Annotated in this window: 18 protein-coding genes; 11 read left to right on the plus strand and 7 right to left on the minus strand. The window is 63.3% G+C overall.

Going from position 1 to position 19630, the window contains the following annotated elements; translation table 11 throughout:
* Positions 1-163: 163 nt before the first annotated feature.
* The 4 genes from AERO9A_RS08885 to AERO9A_RS08900 all read left to right on the plus strand — a co-directional run bounded on the left by AERO9A_RS08885 (position 164) and on the right by AERO9A_RS08900 (position 4880).
* Complete coding sequence (locus AERO9A_RS08885) at positions 164-1126, plus strand: ABC transporter ATP-binding protein (protein WP_159971536.1); 963 nt, start codon at positions 164-166, stop codon at positions 1124-1126.
* The gene (locus tag AERO9A_RS08890) at positions 1126-2094 is read left to right on the plus strand and encodes a peptide ABC transporter ATP-binding protein (protein WP_159971537.1); all 969 of its coding nucleotides are present in this window, start codon (positions 1126-1128) and stop codon (positions 2092-2094) included. Before AERO9A_RS08885 ends, AERO9A_RS08890 begins: the two co-directional genes overlap by 1 nt.
* A gap of 286 nt (positions 2095-2380) precedes the next feature.
* On the plus strand, positions 2381-3439 hold the full coding sequence (gene ada, locus AERO9A_RS08895; RefSeq protein WP_159971538.1) for a bifunctional DNA-binding transcriptional regulator/O6-methylguanine-DNA methyltransferase Ada: 1059 nt from the start codon (positions 2381-2383) through the stop codon (positions 3437-3439).
* Between the two features lie 151 nt (positions 3440-3590).
* On the plus strand, positions 3591-4880 hold the full coding sequence (locus tag AERO9A_RS08900; protein ID WP_159971539.1) for an NCS2 family permease: 1290 nt from the start codon (positions 3591-3593) through the stop codon (positions 4878-4880).
* Between the two features lie 429 nt (positions 4881-5309).
* Here the strand turns inward: AERO9A_RS08900 and AERO9A_RS08905 are convergent, their stop codons facing one another.
* Entirely contained in the window at positions 5310-5744 is a 435-nt protein-coding gene (locus AERO9A_RS08905; RefSeq protein ID WP_159971540.1) for a PA2169 family four-helix-bundle protein, read from the minus strand.
* Between the two features lie 66 nt (positions 5745-5810).
* Positions 5811-6641: a BON domain-containing protein gene (locus AERO9A_RS08910; protein ID WP_159971541.1), complete on the minus strand. Its 831-nt coding sequence runs from the start codon at positions 6639-6641 to the stop codon at positions 5811-5813.
* 210 nt (positions 6642-6851) lie between these two features.
* On the opposite strand from AERO9A_RS08910, the gene algB reads away from it, so the two are divergent.
* Together algB and AERO9A_RS08920 are read left to right on the plus strand one after the other, a co-directional pair.
* Positions 6852-8204, plus strand: a complete 1353-nt coding sequence (algB, locus tag AERO9A_RS08915; protein ID WP_159971542.1) for a sigma-54-dependent response regulator transcription factor AlgB — start codon at positions 6852-6854, stop codon at positions 8202-8204.
* A 14-nt stretch (positions 8205-8218) separates the two neighbouring features.
* Positions 8219-10015: an ATP-binding protein gene (locus AERO9A_RS08920; protein WP_159971543.1), complete on the plus strand. Its 1797-nt coding sequence runs from the start codon at positions 8219-8221 to the stop codon at positions 10013-10015.
* 77 nt (positions 10016-10092) lie between these two features.
* On the opposite strand, the gene AERO9A_RS08925 is transcribed toward AERO9A_RS08920, so the two are convergent.
* The 4 genes from AERO9A_RS08925 to AERO9A_RS08940 form a co-directional block, all read right to left on the minus strand.
* A complete protein-coding gene (locus AERO9A_RS08925) occupies positions 10093-10278 on the minus strand; it encodes a PA3371 family protein (RefSeq protein WP_159971544.1) in 186 nt (61 codons plus the stop codon).
* Positions 10279-10297: 19 nt separating this feature from the next.
* Positions 10298-10579 (minus strand): hypothetical protein, encoded by a 282-nt coding sequence (locus AERO9A_RS08930; RefSeq protein ID WP_159971545.1) that lies wholly within the window; start codon positions 10577-10579, stop codon positions 10298-10300.
* An 833-nt stretch (positions 10580-11412) separates the two neighbouring features.
* Positions 11413-12507 (minus strand): polyamine ABC transporter substrate-binding protein, encoded by a 1095-nt coding sequence (locus AERO9A_RS08935; RefSeq protein WP_159971546.1) that lies wholly within the window; start codon positions 12505-12507, stop codon positions 11413-11415.
* A gap of 57 nt (positions 12508-12564) precedes the next feature.
* Positions 12565-13593: a histone deacetylase family protein gene (locus tag AERO9A_RS08940; RefSeq protein ID WP_159971547.1), complete on the minus strand. Its 1029-nt coding sequence runs from the start codon at positions 13591-13593 to the stop codon at positions 12565-12567.
* Positions 13594-13804: 211 nt separating this feature from the next.
* Here AERO9A_RS08940 and AERO9A_RS08945 point away from each other — a divergent pair, with 211 nt between their 5' ends.
* The 5 genes from AERO9A_RS08945 to AERO9A_RS08965 are packed head-to-tail and all read left to right on the plus strand — an operon-like array spanning position 13805 to position 18337.
* Complete coding sequence (locus AERO9A_RS08945; RefSeq protein ID WP_159971548.1) at positions 13805-14074, plus strand: PepSY domain-containing protein; 270 nt, start codon at positions 13805-13807, stop codon at positions 14072-14074.
* 53 nt (positions 14075-14127) lie between these two features.
* Positions 14128-14430: a PepSY domain-containing protein gene (locus tag AERO9A_RS08950; RefSeq protein WP_159971549.1), complete on the plus strand. Its 303-nt coding sequence runs from the start codon at positions 14128-14130 to the stop codon at positions 14428-14430.
* 10 nt (positions 14431-14440) lie between these two features.
* A complete protein-coding gene (locus AERO9A_RS08955; protein WP_159971550.1) occupies positions 14441-15721 on the plus strand; it encodes an exo-alpha-sialidase in 1281 nt (426 codons plus the stop codon).
* Complete coding sequence (locus tag AERO9A_RS08960; protein WP_159971551.1) at positions 15714-16304, plus strand: hypothetical protein; 591 nt, start codon at positions 15714-15716, stop codon at positions 16302-16304. Before AERO9A_RS08955 ends, AERO9A_RS08960 begins: the two co-directional genes overlap by 8 nt.
* On the plus strand, positions 16301-18337 hold the full coding sequence (locus AERO9A_RS08965; protein ID WP_159971552.1) for an LTA synthase family protein: 2037 nt from the start codon (positions 16301-16303) through the stop codon (positions 18335-18337). Before AERO9A_RS08960 ends, AERO9A_RS08965 begins: the two co-directional genes overlap by 4 nt.
* Before the next feature lie 269 nt (positions 18338-18606).
* Here AERO9A_RS08965 and AERO9A_RS08970 read toward each other — a convergent pair whose 3' ends face one another.
* Positions 18607-19599: an AraC family transcriptional regulator gene (locus AERO9A_RS08970; protein WP_159971553.1), complete on the minus strand. Its 993-nt coding sequence runs from the start codon at positions 19597-19599 to the stop codon at positions 18607-18609.
* Positions 19600-19630 lie beyond the last annotated feature (31 nt).

The following is a 19630-nucleotide window of genomic DNA, read 5'->3' on the forward strand; positions in this document are numbered from 1 at the left end:
CCCGAATGAGTAAGCGCATTGTCCGAACCATCTCGGTGCACACGGTACCCTCTACCCCAACAGCGCGCCGTAGCGCAGGGTGGATGACACTCTTTTCATCCACCATGAGCGCACGACGGTGGACGGGTGAAGCGTCGTCCACCCTACGCCAGGAGGCACGCCCATGAGCCTGCTGAATATCCGCAACCTGTCCGTGCGCTTCGGCGCCGCCGATGCCGTACCGGTGGTCGACGGCCTCGACCTGAGCGTGGACAAGGGTGAAGTGCTGGCCATCGTCGGCGAGTCCGGCTCCGGCAAATCGGTCACCATGATGGCGCTGATGGGCCTGATCGACGCCCCCGGCATCGTCCAGGCCGACTGCATGCAGTTCGACGGCACCGACATGCTGCGGTTGAAGGGCCGCCAGCGCCGGCACATCGTGGGCAAGGATCTGGCCATGGTCTTTCAAGACCCGATGACCGCCCTCAACCCCAGCTACACCGTGGGTTTCCAGATCGAGGAAGTGCTCCGTCAGCATCTCGGCCTGAAAGGCAAGGCAGCGCGCGCGCGTGCTCTGGAGCTATTGGAGCGAGTGGAAATCCCCGCCGCTGCCAGCCGCCTCGACGCTTACCCGCACCAGCTCTCCGGCGGCATGAGCCAACGCGTGGCGATTGCCATGGCGATCGCCGCCGAACCCAAGCTGCTGATCGCCGACGAGCCAACCACGGCGCTGGATGTGACCATCCAGGCGCAGATCATGGAACTGCTGCTGAACCTGCAACGCGACCAGGGCATGGCTCTGGTGCTGATCACCCACGACCTGGCCGTAGTGGCCGAAACCGCCCAGCGCGTCTGCGTGATGTACGCCGGGCAAGCGGTGGAGTTGGGCCGCATCCCGACCCTGTTCGACGCGCCCAGTCATCCCTATACCGAGGCGCTGCTCAAGGCCATCCCCGAGCACAGCGCAGGCGCCAGCCGCCTGGCCACCCTGCCGGGCATCGTGCCTGGCCGCTATGACCGTCCACTGGGTTGCCTGCTGTCACCACGCTGCCCCTACGTGCAGGAGCGCTGCCACCAGCAACGCCCGACGCTCGACGAACATGCCCGTGGCGCCGCGCGCTGCTTCTTCCCGCTGGAGGTGGCCTGATGAGCACCGTACTCGAAGCCCATGAGCTGACCCGTCACTACAACGTCTCGCGCGGTCTGTTCCAACCGGCAGCCAAAGTGCAGGCACTCAATGGCGTGTCCTTCACGCTGGCCGCCGGCAAGACCCTGGCGGTGGTTGGCGAATCCGGTTGTGGCAAGTCGACCCTGGCCCGCGCCCTGACCCTGATCGAGGAGCCCAGCGCCGGCTCCCTGCAGATCGCCGGGCGCGAAGTGGCTGGCGCCAGCAAGGCCGAGCGCAAGCAACTGCGCCGCGACGTGCAGATGGTGTTCCAAAACCCCTACGCCTCGCTCAACCCACGGCAGAAGGTTGGCGATCAACTGGCCGAGCCGCTGTTGATCAACACCCACCTGTCGCGCAGCGAGCGACGCGAAAAAGTGCAGGCAATGATGCAGCAGGTGGGCCTGCGCCCCGAACACTACGCGCGCTATCCGCACATGTTCTCCGGCGGCCAGCGCCAGCGTATCGCCCTGGCCCGCGCCATGATGCTGCAACCCAAGGTGCTGGTAGCGGACGAACCGACCTCGGCGCTGGACGTGTCGATCCAGGCCCAGGTGCTCAACCTGTTCATGGATCTGCAGGAGCAATACGACACCGGCTACGTGTTCATCTCGCACAACCTTTCCGTGGTGCGCCACGTCGCCGACGACGTGCTGGTGATGTACCTCGGCCGCCCGGCGGAAATCGGCCCAGCCGAAGCGCTCTACAGTCGCCCGCTGCACCCGTACACCCGCGCCTTGCTATCGGCGACGCCGGCCATCCATCCCGATCCGAACAAGCCACGGCTCAGGATCAGCGGCGAGCTACCCAACCCGCTGAATCCACCCTCCGGCTGCGCCTTCCACAAACGCTGCGCGCATGCCGATGAGCGTTGCCGTGGCGAACGACCCGAGCTGCGCTTGATCGATGCACGCCAGGTAGCGTGCCATCACGTGGAGCGAATTGCCTGACAGGTGAGTATTGCTGCGCAGTGCGGTGCCAGCCCTTTTCGCGGCTGAAGCCGCTCCTACCAGTCAGGTAAGCCTGTCTTAGGAACGGCTTCAGCGCGAGATGATCGAGCCTGACACCAATCGCCCTGCACAGCACGAACCCGTGGGAGGGGCTTTAGCCGCGACAAAAAGCTCACGGCTAAAGCCCCTCCTACCGATCCCCACGATTCAGTTTGAAAGCGCGATACGGATTGGCAGGCGGCGAAGCGCGCAGGACAATCCAGCCATCGTCATTGAGGAACACGCCATGCTCGACCCGGATCGCTGCTGGCAGGCCGTTTGCGAACGCGATGCAGCGTATGACGGTCGCTTCGTCTTCGCCGTGCACAGCACCGGCATCTATTGCCGCCCCAACTGCCCGGCGCGGCGCCCGCAACGAGCCAACGTCAGCTTCTACGAGGCCGCCATCGACGCCGAAGGCGCTGGCTTTCGCCCCTGCAAGCGTTGTTCGCCACAGGGCCAGAGTCCGGCGCAGCAGCTCGATGCGCTGGTCGCTGCCGCCTGTGAGCTGCTGCGCGACGAACAGCGCCTGCCCTTGGCGCAACTGGCCGCACGCATCGGCCTCTCGCCGTCGCACCTGGCCCGCGCTTTCAAGGCGCGCACCGGCCTTACGCCCAACGCCTGGGCTGCCGCCGCACGGCGCCAGCGCCTCGACGCCCAGTTGCCCGGCGCCCCCAGCGTGTTGCAGGCGGCTCTGCAGGTCGGTTACGCAGGCACCCGCGCCCTGTATGAAAAGCCGCACAGCATAAGCCCGAGCCAACGCCGCCAACGCGGCGCAGGCGAACACCTGCGCTACGCCATCGCCCCCTGCCCGTTGGGGCTGGTGCTGCTCGCCAGCAGTGGCAAAGGCGTCTGCGCGCTACTGTTCGGCGACAGCCACGAAAGCCTGCGCAGCGAGTTGCAGCAACGCTTCGCCGCCGCCCATTTGCAAGAAGACGGGCACGCCCTGCAGAGCTGGCTGCAAGCGGTAGTCGATCAACTCGGAGAACCCGAACGTGCCGCCCATCTGCCGCTGGACATTCGCGGCACGGCCTTCCAGCAACGGGTATGGCAAGCCCTACAGCACATTCCCAGCGGTGAAACGCGCAGCTACGCCGAGCTGGCCAAACAACTCGACAGCCACCCACGTGCCGTGGCGCGGGCCTGCGCCAGCAATGCCATCGGCCTGCTCCTGCCCTGCCACCGCGTGCTGGCCAGTGACGGCAGCCTCAGTGGCTACCGCTGGGGAGTGCTGCGCAAACAACGCTTGCTAGAGCAGGAATCGCCAAGCCTGTCAGCCACGAAAACAAGCGATCCAGCCTCTTGAAACTGTCCGCCCGGTCATAAATTCACCGTGCACAATCTTGCTGCTATGATGCGCGGCTTTCACCGAACCCGACAGATTTTCACCCCAAACAGCGGGTGTACTGTGCGTGAGTTCTGACCACTGCCGCGCACTTGCGCCTCGGGGAGCCACCATGCTGGAAAGACTGTTCCAACTCAAAGCCCACAACACCACGGTGCGTACCGAGGTACTGGCCGGGATCACCACCTTTCTGACCATGGCCTACATCCTCTTCGTCAACCCGAGCATCCTCGGCGAGACCGGCATGGACAAGGGCGCGGTGTTCGTCGCCACCTGCCTGGCCGCAGCCTTTGGCTCGGTGGTCATGGGCCTGATCGCCAACTACCCGATCGCCCTGGCGCCGGGCATGGGCCTCAACGCCTTCTTCACCTACACCGTGGTGCTGGGCATGGGCCACACCTGGCAAGTCGCCCTCGGCGCGGTGTTCCTCTCGGCCTGCCTGTTCTTCCTGCTGTCGATCTTCAAGATCCGCGAGTGGATCATCAACAGCATCCCGCTGGAGCTGCGCTCGGCCATTGCTGCCGGTATCGGCCTGTTCCTGGCGCTGATTGCCCTGCAAAACGCCGGTATCGTCGCTGATAATCCGGCCACCATGGTTGGTCTCGGCAACCTGGCCAGCCCGCAGGCGATCCTGGCGATCCTCGGCTTCTTCCTGATCATCGGCCTGGAAGCGCTGCGCGTGACCGGCGCGGTGCTGATCAGCATTCTGCTGGTCACCGGTCTGAGCATCCTGCTCGGCGTCAGCCAGTTCGGCGGCGTGGTGTCGATGCCACCGTCTCTGGCCCCAACCTTCCTGCAACTGGATATCGCCGGTGCGCTGGATGTCGGCCTGGTCAGCGTGATCTTCGCCTTCCTCTTCGTCGACCTGTTCGACAACTCCGGCACCCTCATCGCCGTGGCCAAAAAGGCTGGCCTGATGCGCAAGGACGGCCACCTACCGAAGATGGGCCGCGCCCTGATCGCCGACAGCACCGCCGCGTTGGGCGGCTCGCTGCTGGGCACCAGCACCACCACCAGCTACATCGAGTCGGCAGCCGGCGTCAGCGCTGGCGGGCGCACCGGCCTGACCGCCATCGTCACCGCAGCGCTGTTCCTCCTCGCCCTGTTCTTCGCCCCGCTGGCCGGCAGCGTACCGGCCTTCGCCACCGCCCCGGCGCTGTTGTTCGTCGCCGTGCTGATGGCCTCGGGCATGGCCGAAATCGACTGGGACGACATCACCGTCGCCGCCCCCGTGGTGGTCACCGCGCTGGCCATGCCGCTGACCTACTCCATCGCCACCGGCATCGCCTTCGGCTTCATCACCTGGGTCGCGGCCAAGACCCTGGCCGGCCGCTTCCGTGAACTGAACGGCATGCTGGTGGCACTGGCCATCTTCTGCGTGATCAAGCTGTCGCTGTTCTGATAGCAGGCGCTCTTGTCATTGGTGGGCTAAAGCCCACCCTACGCCACTGAAACGGATCGCCGCCCGGCCCACCCTACGCGGCGCCCGATTAGGGTGGGCTGTAGGGTGGGCTTCAGCCCACCTCTCCACNTACGCCAGGCGCAGTAAGTAGCCTGGGTAGAGCGCAGCGAAACCCGGTAGCCGGTTGACGGGTTTCGCGTTGCTCTACCCATCCTACGGTTCTGTAACGCTGCCAGGCGGTGCAAACATCCGGGTGTATGTCTGGGTGTCCTGCTAGGCATGGACTGTCGCGGCTAAAGCCCCTCCCACGGTGTTTGCATGGCGCTGTGGGAGGGGCTTTAGCCGCGAGCTTTTGCATGCAAAGGTGCTAATTGCCCCACAAAAAAGCCCGCTACGCCAGGCGCAGCGGGCTGGGTACTGGCCGATGGCTCAGTTCATTTCCTGCTTCAGTGCGCGCATGCGGTCATGGCAGGCACGTACCTTGGGCATTTCCACCGCCAGCAGTACGCGCACATCGTTCTCGGCGCTTTCCAGGGCGTCTTCGAAGGCGTGCAGGATGCGGTCTTCGGCTTCTTCGAGTTGGGCGACGTAGGCGGCTTCTTCATCCTTGGCCAGGGTGGCGCGGGTGTCGGCGTAGACCTGTCGCAGTTTTCCCAGCAGGGTGCCGCCGCTGGCCGGTTCGCTCTGGTTGGCGGCAACTTTGACGGTGAGGGCGTCGATCACTTCGGTCTTGGCGCGCACCATGTCGCGGAACAGCGCCTGCAGGCGGATGTCCTGCACTTCTTCGTGGGCATGCTGGTAGAAGCGTTTGCCGTCACGGGTGATTTCGATGAGTTCGTTGAGTTGTGCGGTCTTGCTGCTCATGGAGTTTCTCCTTGGCTATGGGACTTGCAGGGATGGTGGCCGCGCAGGTCGCAGCCACCGAGGTGATTAGCTGCTGACCAGTAGGGCGTCGGCGTCCACACCGCGCACGCCACGGATGTTACGGGCGATGTCCATGGCCAGGCGCTTTTCGGCGCTGCTCAGTACCTTGCCGCGCAAGGTGACCAGGCCTTCCTGGGTGTTGACCTCGATGTTCAGGCCGTCGAGGTTGCGGCTGTAGAGGAGGCTGGCCTTGACCTTGCTGGTGATCCAGCCGTCGCTGATGTTTTCGCGGGCCTCTTCGACGGCGGTTTGCACTTCGGTGCTGCTGCTGTCGGCGGTGCTGATGCTCAGGTGGTTGAATACCTCGCTCACGCCTTCGGTGTTTTCTGCCAGTTCGCCGGCCAGCTCCTTGGCCGCCGGGGTTTGTGCGTTACCGCTGAGGGTGATGGCGCCGTTCTCGCTGCGTACCTGGATGTTCAGGCCGCGTGTGTCGCTGTTCCACAGCAGTTTGGATTTCACCGTGGCGGCCAGGGTGGCGTCGTCCAGACGTTGTACCAGGCCCGGCGGATTGCCTTCGTTGATGGCTGGGTCGATTTCGATGCGGTTATCCACCGCTTCGATACCTTCGACGCTCAGTGCAACCTGTTCGGCCAAGTCTTTCTGTACGTTGCTCTCGACGCGGCCATTGAGGGTGGCGCGATTGTCCTTTACGTCGACCTTCAGCTTGAATGGGTTGAGGTGACGGTTGAGGGCGAAGGCCGTCCAGATCGAGCCTTCCTGACGGGCGGCGACAAGTTGCTGCTCCAGCTCGGTTTCCGCGGCATGGCTGGCCAATGGCGCGGTGCCGAACACCAAGGCCAGAGTGAGGGCCGGCAGCAGGGAATTGAACCGTGGCATTAGCTGACTCCTGTGCGGGAAAGATATTTTTCTTTACGCAACCGCCATGCCAGGCGACAAATTTTCTAAAAATCCTTATAAAACAGTTAGATAGATATTTTAAGGCGATTTGCCTGCATGCAGCCTGCAGGATCTATTTGCGCGCGTCTTGCAACTTGCACGGTTTTTCCCTAACTAAGCTGCATCAAACCCTTTAGACGGAGCATGACCATGGCAGATTCAGCACAGACCGGCGGGCGCATCCTGCTGGTGGATGATGAGGCCGCGATCCTGCGCACTTTTCGCTATTGCCTGGAAGATGAAGGCTATGACGTGGCGACTGCCAGCAGCGCGGCGCAAGCCGAAGCCTTGCTGCAGCGTCAGGTGTTCGACCTGTGTTTGCTCGATCTGCGTCTGGGCGATGAAAGTGGTCTGGATGTGCTGGCGCAAATGCGCGCTCAAGCGCCCTGGATGCGGGTGGTGATCGTCACCGCTTATTCCGCCGTGGACACCGCCGTGGACGCCATGCAGGCCGGTGCGGTCGATTATCTGGTCAAACCCTGCAGCCCGGAGCAACTGCGCATGGCCGCCGCCAAACAATTGGAGGCGCGGCAATTGGTGGCCCGTCTGGAGGCGCTGGAGGATGAGGTTCGCCAGAAAGGCGCACAGCTCGACAGCCACAGCCCGGTACTGATGAGCGTGCTGGAAACCGCGCGCCAGGTGGCGGCGACCGACGCCAACATTCTCACTCTCGGCGAGTCCGGCACCGGCAAGGGTGAACTGGCGCGCGCCATTCATGGCTGGAGCCGCCGCGCCAAGCGCACCTGCGTGACCATCAACTGCCCGTCGCTGACCGCCGAGTTGATGGAGAGCGAGCTGTTCGGCCATGCTAAGGGCTCCTTCACCGGTGCTAGCGAGAGCACTCAGGGGCGGGTCAGCCAGGCCGATGGCGGCACCCTGTTCCTCGACGAGATCGGCGACTTTCCCCTCGCCCTGCAGCCCAAGCTGCTGCGCTTCATTCAGGACAAGGAATACGAGCGCGTGGGCGACCCGGTCACCCGCCGCGCTGACGTGCGTATCGTCGCGGCGACCAATCTGGACCTCGACGAAATGGTGCGTGAAGGTCGTTTCCGTGAGGATCTGCTCTACCGCCTGAATGTCATCACCCTCAAGTTGCCGCCGCTGCGTGAGCGTCCCGAGGACATCATGTCGCTGGCCGAGCGTTTTCTCGCTCGTTTCGTCAGCGATTACGGGCGCCCGGCCTGCACCTTCAGCGATGAAGCCACTGCCGCGCTGCAGGCCTACCGCTGGCCGGGCAATATCCGTGAGCTGCGCAACGTCATCGAACGCGCCAGCATCATCTGCCAACAGGAGGCAGTTGAAGTCGCTCATCTGGGCCTCGGCGGTGGCGCGGAGGTGCCGAGCAGCACCGTGCGCGTGGGCGCGCCGATGAGTCTGGAAGAGCTGGAAAAGGCGCATATCGCTGCCGTTCTGGCCAGCAGCAACACGCTGGATCTGGCGGCCAAGACCCTGGGCATCGATGCCTCGACCCTCTATCGCAAGCGCAAGCAGTACAACCTTTGATTCAGGAAGCACGCATGGAGCGTTCGATGAAGCTTCGCACCCGCCTGTTCCTCAGCATTTCTGCTCTGATCACGGTGGCTTTGCTGGGGCTGTTGGTTGGACTGTTGAGCGTCACCCAGATGACTCGCAGCCAGAGTGAGCTGATCCAGCGTGGTTTCAGCGCTGTGCAGCTCGGCCAGAAATTACGCCAGCATTTGGGCGAAGAGCTGCTTTTATTGATTGCCCAGAAGCCTGATGCCCAAGGTCTCAGCCATGCTCGCGAAGCCTTTCACGGGGCTCTGAACGAAGGACTCCAGAGCAATTTGGGCGAACAGTATGTGCAAGGTCTGGCAGAGGCCAAGAGGCTGTACGAGGTGATGGAGCAGGCTGCCGAGCAAGGTGTGCCGGAGGGTCAGACCCCCTACAACCTGGGTACTTACGAGCCTTTCATCAAGTCCTTCCAGGCACTGCGCAGCCACTTGCTGGAAGAGCAGGATCGGGTCGTAGCTCGCGTTAGCGGCAGTGAGAAACTGGCGGGTGAGCGCTCACAGTTGATCGTTGCGCTGCTTGTATTCATTGGCCTGTCGATATTGACCATTGGTGTGCTGACGGCCAACGGTATCGCCCGCCGCTTCGGTGCGCCTATCGACCTGTTGGCCAGGGCGGCTGATCGGGTCGGTCAAGGACGCTACGACGTCGTACTGCCTGTTTCTCCGGTCGTCGAATTGGCGGTGTTGAGCCGCCGTTTCGGTCTGATGACTGAGGCTTTGCGTCAATACCACTCCAGTAATCTCTACCAGTTGCTCAATAGTGAGGGGCGTCTTAAAGCGGTGCTCGACAGCATTGATGACGGCCTGGTCATCCTCGACGCTCAGGGGCGCGTCGAACACGCCAACCCGGTCGCGCTACGTCAGCTCTCGTGGAACGATACGGTGCTGGAGCAACCCATCGGCCCGTTGTTGCCCGACCATGCTGTGGACGAGGCGTTGCGCCAGGTGCTGGCGGGTGAAGTGCTGCATGAACAGCCGGCCGACCTGCGCATTGAGGGCAATGGCGAGGTGCGCCTGCTAGCCTGGGCGCTAACGCCAGTGCAGTTGCGCGAAGGCGGCAGCGTTGGCGCGGTGATGGTGCTGCGAGATGTCACCGAACAGCGCACCTTTGAGCGCGTGCGCAATGAGTTTGTGCTGCGCGCCTCGCATGAGCTGCGCACGCCGATCACCGGTATGCACATGGCGTTCAGCCTACTGCGTGAGCGCCTGTCAGTGCCCGAAGGCGGGCGCGAGCAGGATCTGATTCGTACCGTCGACGAGGAAATGCGCCGCCTGGTTCGGCTGATCGACGACCTGTTGGATTTCTCCCGTTACCAGAACGGCCTGAAAACTCTGCAGCGCAGCCCGTGCGATCTGGCTGCCCTGCTTGAGCAGACCCGCGAGCGTTTCGCTGATGAAGCCGCCGAACGAGAGATAGCGCTGGTTTGCGCGATCCAGGCGCCTTTGCCGCAGCTCAACCTCGATGTCGCCCAAGTGCAGCGCCTGCTCGACAACCTGGTCAGCAATGCCTTGCGCCACAGCGACGCGGGTGGTCAGGTCGAGTTGCAGGTGCGGCGCGAGGGTGAGCGAGTAGTCGTCAGCGTTCAGGATCAGGGCGAAGGTATTGCGTTCGGCCAACAGGCGCGCATCTTCGAGCCGTTCGTGCAGGTCAGCCGCCGCAAGGGGGGTGTCGGCCTGGGGTTGGCGCTGTCACGGGAGATCGCTGAACTGCATGGCGGGCGGCTGGAGGTCTGCGCGCGGCCTGGTGAAGGGGCTTGCTTCTCTTTCAGCCTGCCAGCCTGAAACTGATAGACAGCAAAACGCCGCGATTTCCGCGGCGTTTTGCAGGGTGCAACCGGCATAGCGCGAGGCTTGCTGGGTTAGCGCAGCACCGGATCGAATTTGAAGCGGCGGCCCACCATCAAGGCGGCAAGAAAGCCTATGGCGAAGGCGCCGCTGGTGCATTTGAGTGCCAAGTCGATTGGCGTTTGCAGTTCGGGCACCAGCCACAGGAGGGATAGGCTCAACAGGGTCATGGTCAGCAGAACGATGGCACTTTTGGACATCTCGGCGGCTCCTTGTTGGTCAGAACACCCAGCGCGGGCTTTTGTTGGCCAGGCGTGGTTCACGGCTGGCAAGGCCGACCTGACCCTGATCCGAAACACGCAACCAGCGACTTTCCTCGAAAGTCGTTTGCTGGCGCTGCTCACGCTTGGCATCGGGCTGCGTGACGTTGTCTTGCGCAGGGGTCAGTACGAAGTCGGCGGTTTTGGCGCTGGCGCCCAGCGCATCGCTGAAGTCGTTGGCGTAAACCCCGCTGGCCAGCAATGCAGCGGCGCAAAACAGGCTCAGTCGTACAGTGTGCATAGCGCGTCTCCATCGTAGGTCAGTCGGGGTTTACATGACTGATCCTTGCAGCGCTCGTACCAACTTTTATCGACTCATAAATCTCTTATAAATCAATGGCTTAGCAAGTCAATGTAAAGCGTTATTCATGCGCTTTGCATGATGCTCGATTTGCGCAGCATGCAATTTGCACGATCACACTTGGCGGGGCAGCACGACGTAGGTCAGTCGGGGTTTACATGACTGATCCTTGCAGCGCTCGTACCAACTTTTATCGACTCATAAATCTCTTATAAATCAATGGCTTAGCAAGTCAATGTAAAGCGTTATTCATGCGCTTTGCATGATGGGCCATCCATGGCCCTCCGTGGCTCTCGCGACATCCTGTCGCTCGACCTCTTCCACGACGATTCCGTTCGCCCTCCTGGGCGGGCTCTGCACGCGCCTGAACCTGCGGTAACTCAGGTGTAGCTGGGAGTGCTCTGGCAAGAGCAACAGCAAACCGCTGGGGTCGCCGAATCAAATCCATAGTCTCAGGCGCGCGAATGGCCCCTTCAGGAGGGTGAGTGGAATCATTGTGTAGAGGGTTGAGCGGCATGGATGCCGCGAGAGCTGCGACGGGCCATGGATGGCCCTTCGCAGCGTGCCCTCGGAGCAATGATGGAACGAACGAACCCCGGCGCAGCCGGGGCCGGATGTCAGGGCCAAGACCTTTTGCCTTCTTTTGTGGCGTTTGACAAAAGAAGGTCGCCGGGAGGCGAAACGGGAGCTATCAGCAGAACACCGATAAGCAGCCTAAACGCCGAAAATAACAGCACGTCCACACAAACTTGCCAGTCCGTTGTCAGGACAGATCACTTACCCGACTTGATCGAAGTCCACGCCCGCGTCCTTACCCGCTCGATCTTCTGCGGCAGCGGCTGCACCACGTACAGCGACTTCTGCAGCTCCGGTGTCGGCGTCAAGTCGGAGTCGGCGGCGATTTCCTGGCCCACTCGCTTCATACCCGGCACGTTGGGATTGGGGTAGCCGAGAAAATCACTGATCGGCGCGATCACCTTGGGGTCAAGCAGGTGATTGATAAAGGCATGGGCCTCATCGACGTTCTGCGCGCTCTTGGGGATGGCCCAGGTGTCGAACCAGATCGGCGCGCCTTCTTTCGGCAGGCGCCAGTTGATCTTCACGCCGTTGCCGGCTTCCTTGGCGCGGTTGGCGAACTGGTAGAAGCTGCCCGAATAGCCGATGGCCACGCAAATGTCGCCGTTGGCGATGTCGGTCATGTACTTGGCGGAGTGGAAGTAAGCCACGTACGGACGCACTTTCAGCAGCAGCTCGGTGACTTTTTCGTAATCAGCCGGGTTGCTGCTGTTGGGGTCGAGACCCAGGTAGTGCAGGGCGATGGGGATGATCTCGGTGGGCGAGTCGAGCATGGCCACGCCGCAGGATTTGAGCTTCTCCATGTTTTCCGGCTTGAACACCAGATCCCAGCTATTGACCGGCGCATCGTCGCCAAGCGCGGCCTTGACCTTGTCCGGGTTGTAGCCGAGCAGTACGGTGCCGTACATATAGGGCACGCCGTACTGGTTGCCTGGGTCGTTCTTCTCCAGCAGCTTGAGCAGCGCCGGATCGAGGTTATTCCAGTTGGGGATCTTGGACTTGTCCAGTTTGGCGAATACGCCGGCCTTGATCTGGGTTTCGAGGAACTGGTTGGAGGGGATCACCAGGTCATAGCCGGAGTTGCCGGTGAGCAGCTTGGCTTCCAGCGCCTCGTTGGTCTCGAAGGTGTCCCAGGTGATCTGAATGCCGGTTTCCTGCTGGAAGTCCTTGGGCACGGACGGCAGGATGTAGTCCGCCCAGTTGTATACGCGCAGCTCCTTGGCCTGCACCGCGCCGCTGAGCAGGGTGGCGCCGCACAAGGCGGCGCCGAGCATCTGTTTGATGGCGTTCATCGTTTCTCACCCCTGAAGTGTCGTTGTTGGTCTTTTAGTTGGGTGGACCGGTCCACCCTACGCACCCTCGAATCCTTCCAGTACGTTGACCGCGTTGACGCCGATGGCCTCCACCGCGTAGCCGCCTTCCATGATGAACAGCGTCGGCAGGCCCAACGCGGCGATGCGTCGGCCCATGGCCAGGTAGTCCGGGCTGTCGAGCTTGAACTGCGAGATCGGGTCGTCCATGTAAGTGTCCACGCCCAGCGACACCACCAGCACCTCGGCGCCGTATTCGCCGATGCGCTGGCAAGCCTGCTCCAGCGCCGCGCTCCAGGCTTCCCAGGAGCTGCCCATGGGCAGCGGGTAGTTGAAATTGCAGCCCTTGCCCTCACCCTCGCCCAGTTCGTCGGCGTAACCGAGGAAGAACGGGAACTCCTCGGCCGGGTCGCCGTGGATCGAGGCGAACAGCACGTCGCTGCGCGGGTAGAAGATGTCCTGGGTGCCGTTGCCGTGGTGGTAATCGACATCGAGGATGGCCACCTTCTTGCAGCCCTGGTCGAGGAAGGCCTGGGTGGCGATGGCGGCGTTGTTCAGGTAGCAGTAGCCGCCCATCACGTCAGCGGCGGCGTGGTGACCTGGCGGACGGCACAGGGCAAAGGCGCTGTGTGCGCCATTGGCGATCTCGGCCTGGGCGCTGAGCGCCACCTGTGCGGCGCTGTAGGCGGCCTGCCAGGTGCCAGCGGTGATCGGCGCGCCACCGTCGAAACTGTAGTAACCGAGTTGGCCGTGCAGGTCATTGGGGATCATCCGCCGCAGCGTGCGTGCAGGCCAGGTGAACGGCAGCAGATCGCCTTTGCCACCCTGTTCCTGCCAGCGTGTCCAGGCACCCTGGAAGAACTGCAAATAAGCCTGGCTGTGAATGCGCTCGATGGGCGCCAGGCCGAAATCCTTGGGTGCGCGCACCTCGCCGAGCTGACGCTGCTTGACCCGCGCCAGGATGTGATCAGCACGCTGCGGCTTCTCGAAGCAGGGCATCAGTTGCCCGTCGATCAGCTCGCATTTGCCGTGGTGCAGGTGGTGGTCGTCGCTGTAGTAGGTGAGCATGCAAAGCGCTCCAGGCTCGTTGTTGTGCCTGCATTGTTCGCTTGCTCGGGCGGCGGCGAGAACGCTGGCAACGGCCAAAAGGGGATCGAAATGGCCAAATTGCCCTGCCGCCTCACGACTCACCGACAAGATGTAACGGGGTGTGAACCTTAAGTTTTCGTTAAGCCAGCGCGTCGAAGGTAGCGACTCCGAACCCATCAGGAGCCTCACCATGCGTCGCCTACTGCTCGTTTCCGCCCTGCTCGCCTGCGCCGCGCCGGCTTTCGCCAAGACCGAGTGCACCACCGCCGACCGCTCTACCTGGCAAGATCCCGAGCAATTCCAGGCCAAGCTCGTGGCCGATGGCTACAAGATCAACAAGTTCAAGGTCACCGACGGCAACTGCTACGAGATTTATGGCTTCGACAAGGATGGCCGCAAGGTCGAGATCTACCACGACCCGGTCAGCGGCAAAGCCGTGAAGACCGAGATCGAAGACTAAGCGAAGCCCTGGTGCCGACCATGCCGTCGGCACCGCCCTGACGAGACCCCACCATGCCCTACCTCGCCCGAACCGCCCTCGGCGGTTTGCTGCTGCTCAGCGCCATGCCGCTGCTGGCCGACACCGACTGTGCCCGCCCTGACCGCAGCATCTGGATGCCGGAGTCGCAGTTCCGCGAGCAGATGAAGCGCCAGGGCGTGCAGATCACCAAGTTCCGCATCACTCCCGGCCACTGCTACGAGATTTATGGCTTCGACCGCGAGGGCCGCAAGCTGGAGGTCTACTACGACCCGGTCGATGCCCACCCGGTCGAGCAAGTCGCCAGCAGCTCCCAGGACAAGCCCAGCCACCCCTGAACACGTGATCATGACTTCGATCCTCAAGACCTGCGCCCTATTGCTGGGCACCGCCGGTGTTTTCGCCTGGGCCTGGCTCGGCCAAACCTCACACCCACTGCCCCCCTTCGCCAGCCCGGCAGCACCACCCGCAGCCAGCGCAACAGCCGAGATGACGGCGCACTTCGCCTCCTCTGACTTAGATGACTTCGTCCACTCAGCCTCCATCACCGGCCTGCCTGGTGGTGACCTGATGGCCGCCTGGTTCGCCGGCACACGCGAAGGCGCCGCCGACGTGCAGATCCGCGCCGCGCGCTTCGATGCCGCCAGTGGCCAGTGGAGCGCCGAACGCGTACTGGCCAGCCGCGAGTCAACACAGCGCGCGGTCGGCAAGCACATCCGCAAACTGGGCAACCCGGTGATCAGCCTGGCACCGGACAACCGCCTGTGGCTGTTCTACGTCTCGGTATCGCTCGGCGGCTGGGCCGGCAGCGCGATCAACGCCATGGTCTCCGACGACCTCGGCGCAACCTGGTCGGCACCTCGGCAACTGGTCACCAGCCCCTTTCTCAACATCAGCACTCTGGTGCGTGCCGCCCCCGTGTTCCACGCCGACGGCAGCATCGGCCTGCCGGTGTACCACGAGTTCCTCGGCAAGTTTCCCGAGTACCTGCACCTGAGCGCGAACGGCGAAGTGCTGGGCAAATACCGCATCGGCAAGGGCCGCTACTCCTTGCAACCCACCGTAGTACCACTGGACGAGCGCCGCGCCGTGGCCCTGCTGCGCTATGCCGGTGAGGAACATCACCGCGTGCTGGCCAGTTACAGCGAGGACGCAGGGCGTAGCTGGAGTCGCCCGCAGCCGGTCGAGCCGAGCAACCCCAACTCGTCCCTAGCAGCAGTCGGTCGCCCCGACGGCAGCCTGCTGGTGGCGATGAACGACCTGGAAGACGGGCGCTTTCGCCTGACCCTCTACGCCACCGACGCCAACCTGAGCAACTGGCGCAGCCTGGGCGAGCTCGACGAAAGCCCCAACCCCTGGGGCGAGCCGATCGCCCAGCAGGATTTCCCCACTGTGGTCAGCGAGAAGTACCGCGCCAGCGGCGGCAAGCCCGAGCAACAAGCGCAGTTCCTCGACCGCGTGACCGCGCGCATGTGCAGCGCCGAAGGCTGCACCTTCGACTACGAGTACCCCTACTTCACCCGCGACCGTGAGGGCACCTACCACCTCGTCTATTCGTGGAACGACATGTTCATCAAGCACCTGGCCTTCAACGAGGCCTGGCTGTCGGAGCGCCGCCCGCATGACTGACTTCTGGCTGCCACACCTGGCCTTCACCCTGCTCGCCTTCCTGGTACTGAGCCCGCTTGGCCGCAGCCGCCCGCTGCAGGCGGTCAAGCTGTTCACCTGCCTATTGCTCAGCCTGGTGCCGATGCAGGGCATCAGCCTGGCGCTGCAGTTGCGCACCTACATCGGCGATCTGTCGATAGCCAGCCTGGTGCTACTCGGCTGGGCAACCCTGAGCCGCTTCGGCCTGCCGCCGGTCGGCAGCCGTGATCGTCTGGCCAGCCTGGCGCTGTTCGCCGGCCTGGCCGTGCTGCTCTACCCGGCGGCGCTGGGCATGAGCTATGCCGACCCTTACCAGCTCGGTTTCGAGCCACGCCCGATGCTGCTGGTGCTGGGCCTGCTGTGCGCGGTGCTGATCATCCAGCGCAGTTGGCTCGGCGCCCTGGCGCTGGTACTGGCGACCCTGGCCTTCGCCCTGCGCCTGGGCGCCTCGGAAAACTACTGGGATTACCTGATCGACCCCTACCTGGCCCTCTATAGCCTCGGCGCCCTGCTGATCGCAGCGCTGCGCTGGTTGCTGAACCGTCCGACAAGGAACCTCGCATGAGCTGGTTGAAATCGCGCCGCCTGCATTACCTGGCAGGCCTGACGGCGCTGCTGTTCGCGCTCTTCGCCGCCTTGCGCGGGGTGTTTCTGCTGGGCTTCTCCGCCGTCGACAGCATCAGCGAGGCGGACGTGCTGAACACCCTCGGCATCGGCCTGCGCTTCGACCTGCGCCTGGCCCTGCTGCTGATGTTACCGGCGGGCATCCTGCTGGCCCTGCCCAAACTGCGCCTGGCGCGTTTTCGCGCCACACGCTGGCTGCTGCGCGGCTATCTGGTATTGGCTGTGGCAGCGTTGGGTCTGCTGTACATCATCGACTTCGGCCACTACGCCTACCTGGGCGTGCGCCTCAACGCCACGGTACTGCGCTTTGCCGGTGATGCGCAGATTTCCGCCGGTATGCTCTGGCAGACCTACCCGGTGCTGTGGATAACCCTGGCCTGGCTGGCGGGCGTAGCGCTGTGGACATGGGCACTGCTGCGCCTGGAGCGCGCCACGCTGGATCGCCCTGCCAGCGACAAGGTTGGCGTGTTGCCAGCACTCGGCGGTGCAGCGGTGGTGAGCGTGCTGGTGTTCTTCGGCCTGCTCGGCCGCGCCAGCGCGCTGAATCTGGAGAACCCGGTGCCACTGCGCTGGAGCGATGCCTTCTACAGCGGCAACAGTCAGATCGGCGCGCTCGGGATCAACCCGGCGCTGTTTCTCTTCGACACCCTCAAGCTCGAACCCGCCGCCTTCGACGAGGCCGCCACGCGTGAGCACTACGAGGTGGTGGCCGATTACCTGGGCGTGAGCGAGCGCGATGCGCAGGGCCTGAACTTCTTCCGCCAGCAGCCGCTGCAACCTCATCGCATCCAGGCCGAGCGCCAGCCGAATGTGGTCTTCGTCATGCTCGAATCCCTCGGCACCAGCGCCGTGGGCGCCTATGGCAACCCGCTGAACCCGACACCAAACCTCGACCGCCTGGCCAAGGAAAGCTGGTTCTTCCGCCACTTCTACGTGCCGGTGACCGGCACCGCCAAGACCGTGTGGGCGAGCATCACCGGCATCCCTGACGTATCGCGCCAGGAGACGGCGACACGCAATCCGATGATTGCCCGCCAGCGCACACTGATCAACGCGCTCGACGGCTATGAGAAGTTCTACATGATCGGCGGCAACGCCGGCTGGGCCAATATCAATGCACTGATCCGCCAGAGCATCGACGGCGTACAGCTCTATGAAGAGCGCCACTGGCAGTCGCCGCAGGTGGACGTGTGGGGCATCTCCGACCTGGATTTCTTCAAGGAAGGCACGCGCATCCTTGGCGCCCTGCCCAAGGACAAACCCTTCTTCGCCTATCTGCAAACCTCCGGCAACCACCGCCCCTTCACCATCCCCAAGGACAATGACGACTTCGAGGCGCTCGACCTGCCGCTGGAACAGGTGCAGCAGGCTGGCTCGCGCAGCGTCGAGCAGTACAACGCCGTGCGCTTGCTGGACTACAACATCGGTCGCCTGATGGAACTGGCCAAGGAGCAGGGCTTCTACGACGACACCATTTTCGTCTTCTTCGGCGACCACAACACCCGCATCAGCCAGATCCCGCACATGGCCCCGGCCTTCGAGCAACTGGGACTGGAGAGCAACAACGTGCCGCTGCTGATCCACGCGCCAAAGTGGCTGGCGCCGCGCGAGTTCGATGAAGCCGTGGGCCTGGCCGACCTGCTGCCAACCGTGGCCGGGCTGGTGGGCGTGCCCTTCGCCAACGGCGGCCTGGGTCGCGACCTGCAACTGCCAGCGCCGGAAGGCGAACGCGTGGTGCCGCTGGTACTGCAGGAAGGCAGCTTCCCGGTGATCGGCGCGGTGACCCAGGATTTTCTCGTGCAGATGCAACACGACGGCAGCTCGCCGACCCTGCACGACCTGCACTCGCCGACACCGCGCGACAACGTCGCCGAACAGCACCCGGAGGAATTCAAACGCCTGCTGCCCCTGGGCCGTGGCCTGCACGAAGCCGCGCGCTTGCAGATGTACCGCAACGTACAAGCAGAGGACTGAGCCCAACCTGTAGGAGCCGCTTCAGCGGCGAGCTTTTATCGCGGCTAAAGCCGCTCCCACAGTGTTAGTCCGTAGCCCGGATAAATCCGCTCGACACGCTGCATATGTACCGCCACGTACAGGCAGAGGAATAAGCCCAACCTGTAGGAGCCGCTTCAGCGGCGAGCCTTTATCGCGGCTAAAGCCGCTCCCACGGGGAGTGTGAACTGCGGCTCATGTAGAAGCGGCTGGGCGGCATTGCGCTTTAGCCGCGAATGCCATCGCTCGTCTCAGGCGCGAAAACGACTCGGCGGCACGCCGCTCCAGCGTTGGAAGGCATGGCGGAAGCTGGCCGTTTCACTGAACCCCAGCACCTCGGCGATGCGATGCACCGGCCACAGCTCCTCGCTAAGCAGCGCTTTGGCACGCTCGAAACGCAATTCATCGAGCAGCCCCTGATAGCTGGTGCCCAATTCCTGCAAGTGACGGCGCAAGGTACGCGGCGAGCAGTGCATCTGTTGCGCCAGGTTCTCCAGCCCCGGTGGCTCGGCCATCTGCGCGGCAAGCAACTGGCGCACCCGCCCCAGCCAGGCCTGGCGACTGCTGAACTCGGCGTTCAAGCGGCGGCAACGCTCCACCATATCGCCATGGGTAACGCTGTCGGCCAGCGGTAGACGGCGCTCCAGCAACGCGGCGGGAAAGGCAAAGGCGTTGCGTTGCGCCGTAAAACGCAGAGGGCAGGGAAAGCTCTGTGCATAGCGCTGCACGTAGTGCGGCTGGGCGTGGGTGAACTCAGCGCCCTCCAGCGGCATCGACTGGCGCAGCAGTTCGTCACCGATCAATTTCAACGAAGCCAGGCACATCTCCACGTTGAATACTTCCAACGCAGCGCTATCGCGGTAACCACTGGCGCTAATCCAAGCCAGCTCACCATCCACCTGCAGATCGAGGCGGAAATAGGTACCGAGCAGCGCCGGATACTGCAATAGCAGGCGCCAGGCATCACCCAGGGTGGCAGCCGACAGTGCGGCGTAACCGAGCAGCCCATAAGAGGAAACATGCAGACGGCCCCCCAGCTCCAGCCCTAAATCAGCGCGCAGGGCCAAGGCGTTAGCGCACACCTGTAACTCTTGCACCCGCGTAATGCGTGCGTCGGCATTGTCCAGATCAGCCGCACCAATCCCGCTCCCGGCCAGCATTTTCGCGCGCAGCTCGGGCTGGTCGGCGAAGCGTTGCAGAATCAGGGAAACCACATGCAGGGTGGTCAACGAGGTGTACGGCATGATGCGTTCCGTGGGTGTAGACGGCCAAGAA

Origin of the sequence: Pseudomonas sp. 8Z (assembly GCF_902506535.1) — a bacterium.
GTDB lineage: Bacteria > Pseudomonadota > Gammaproteobacteria > Pseudomonadales > Pseudomonadaceae > Aquipseudomonas.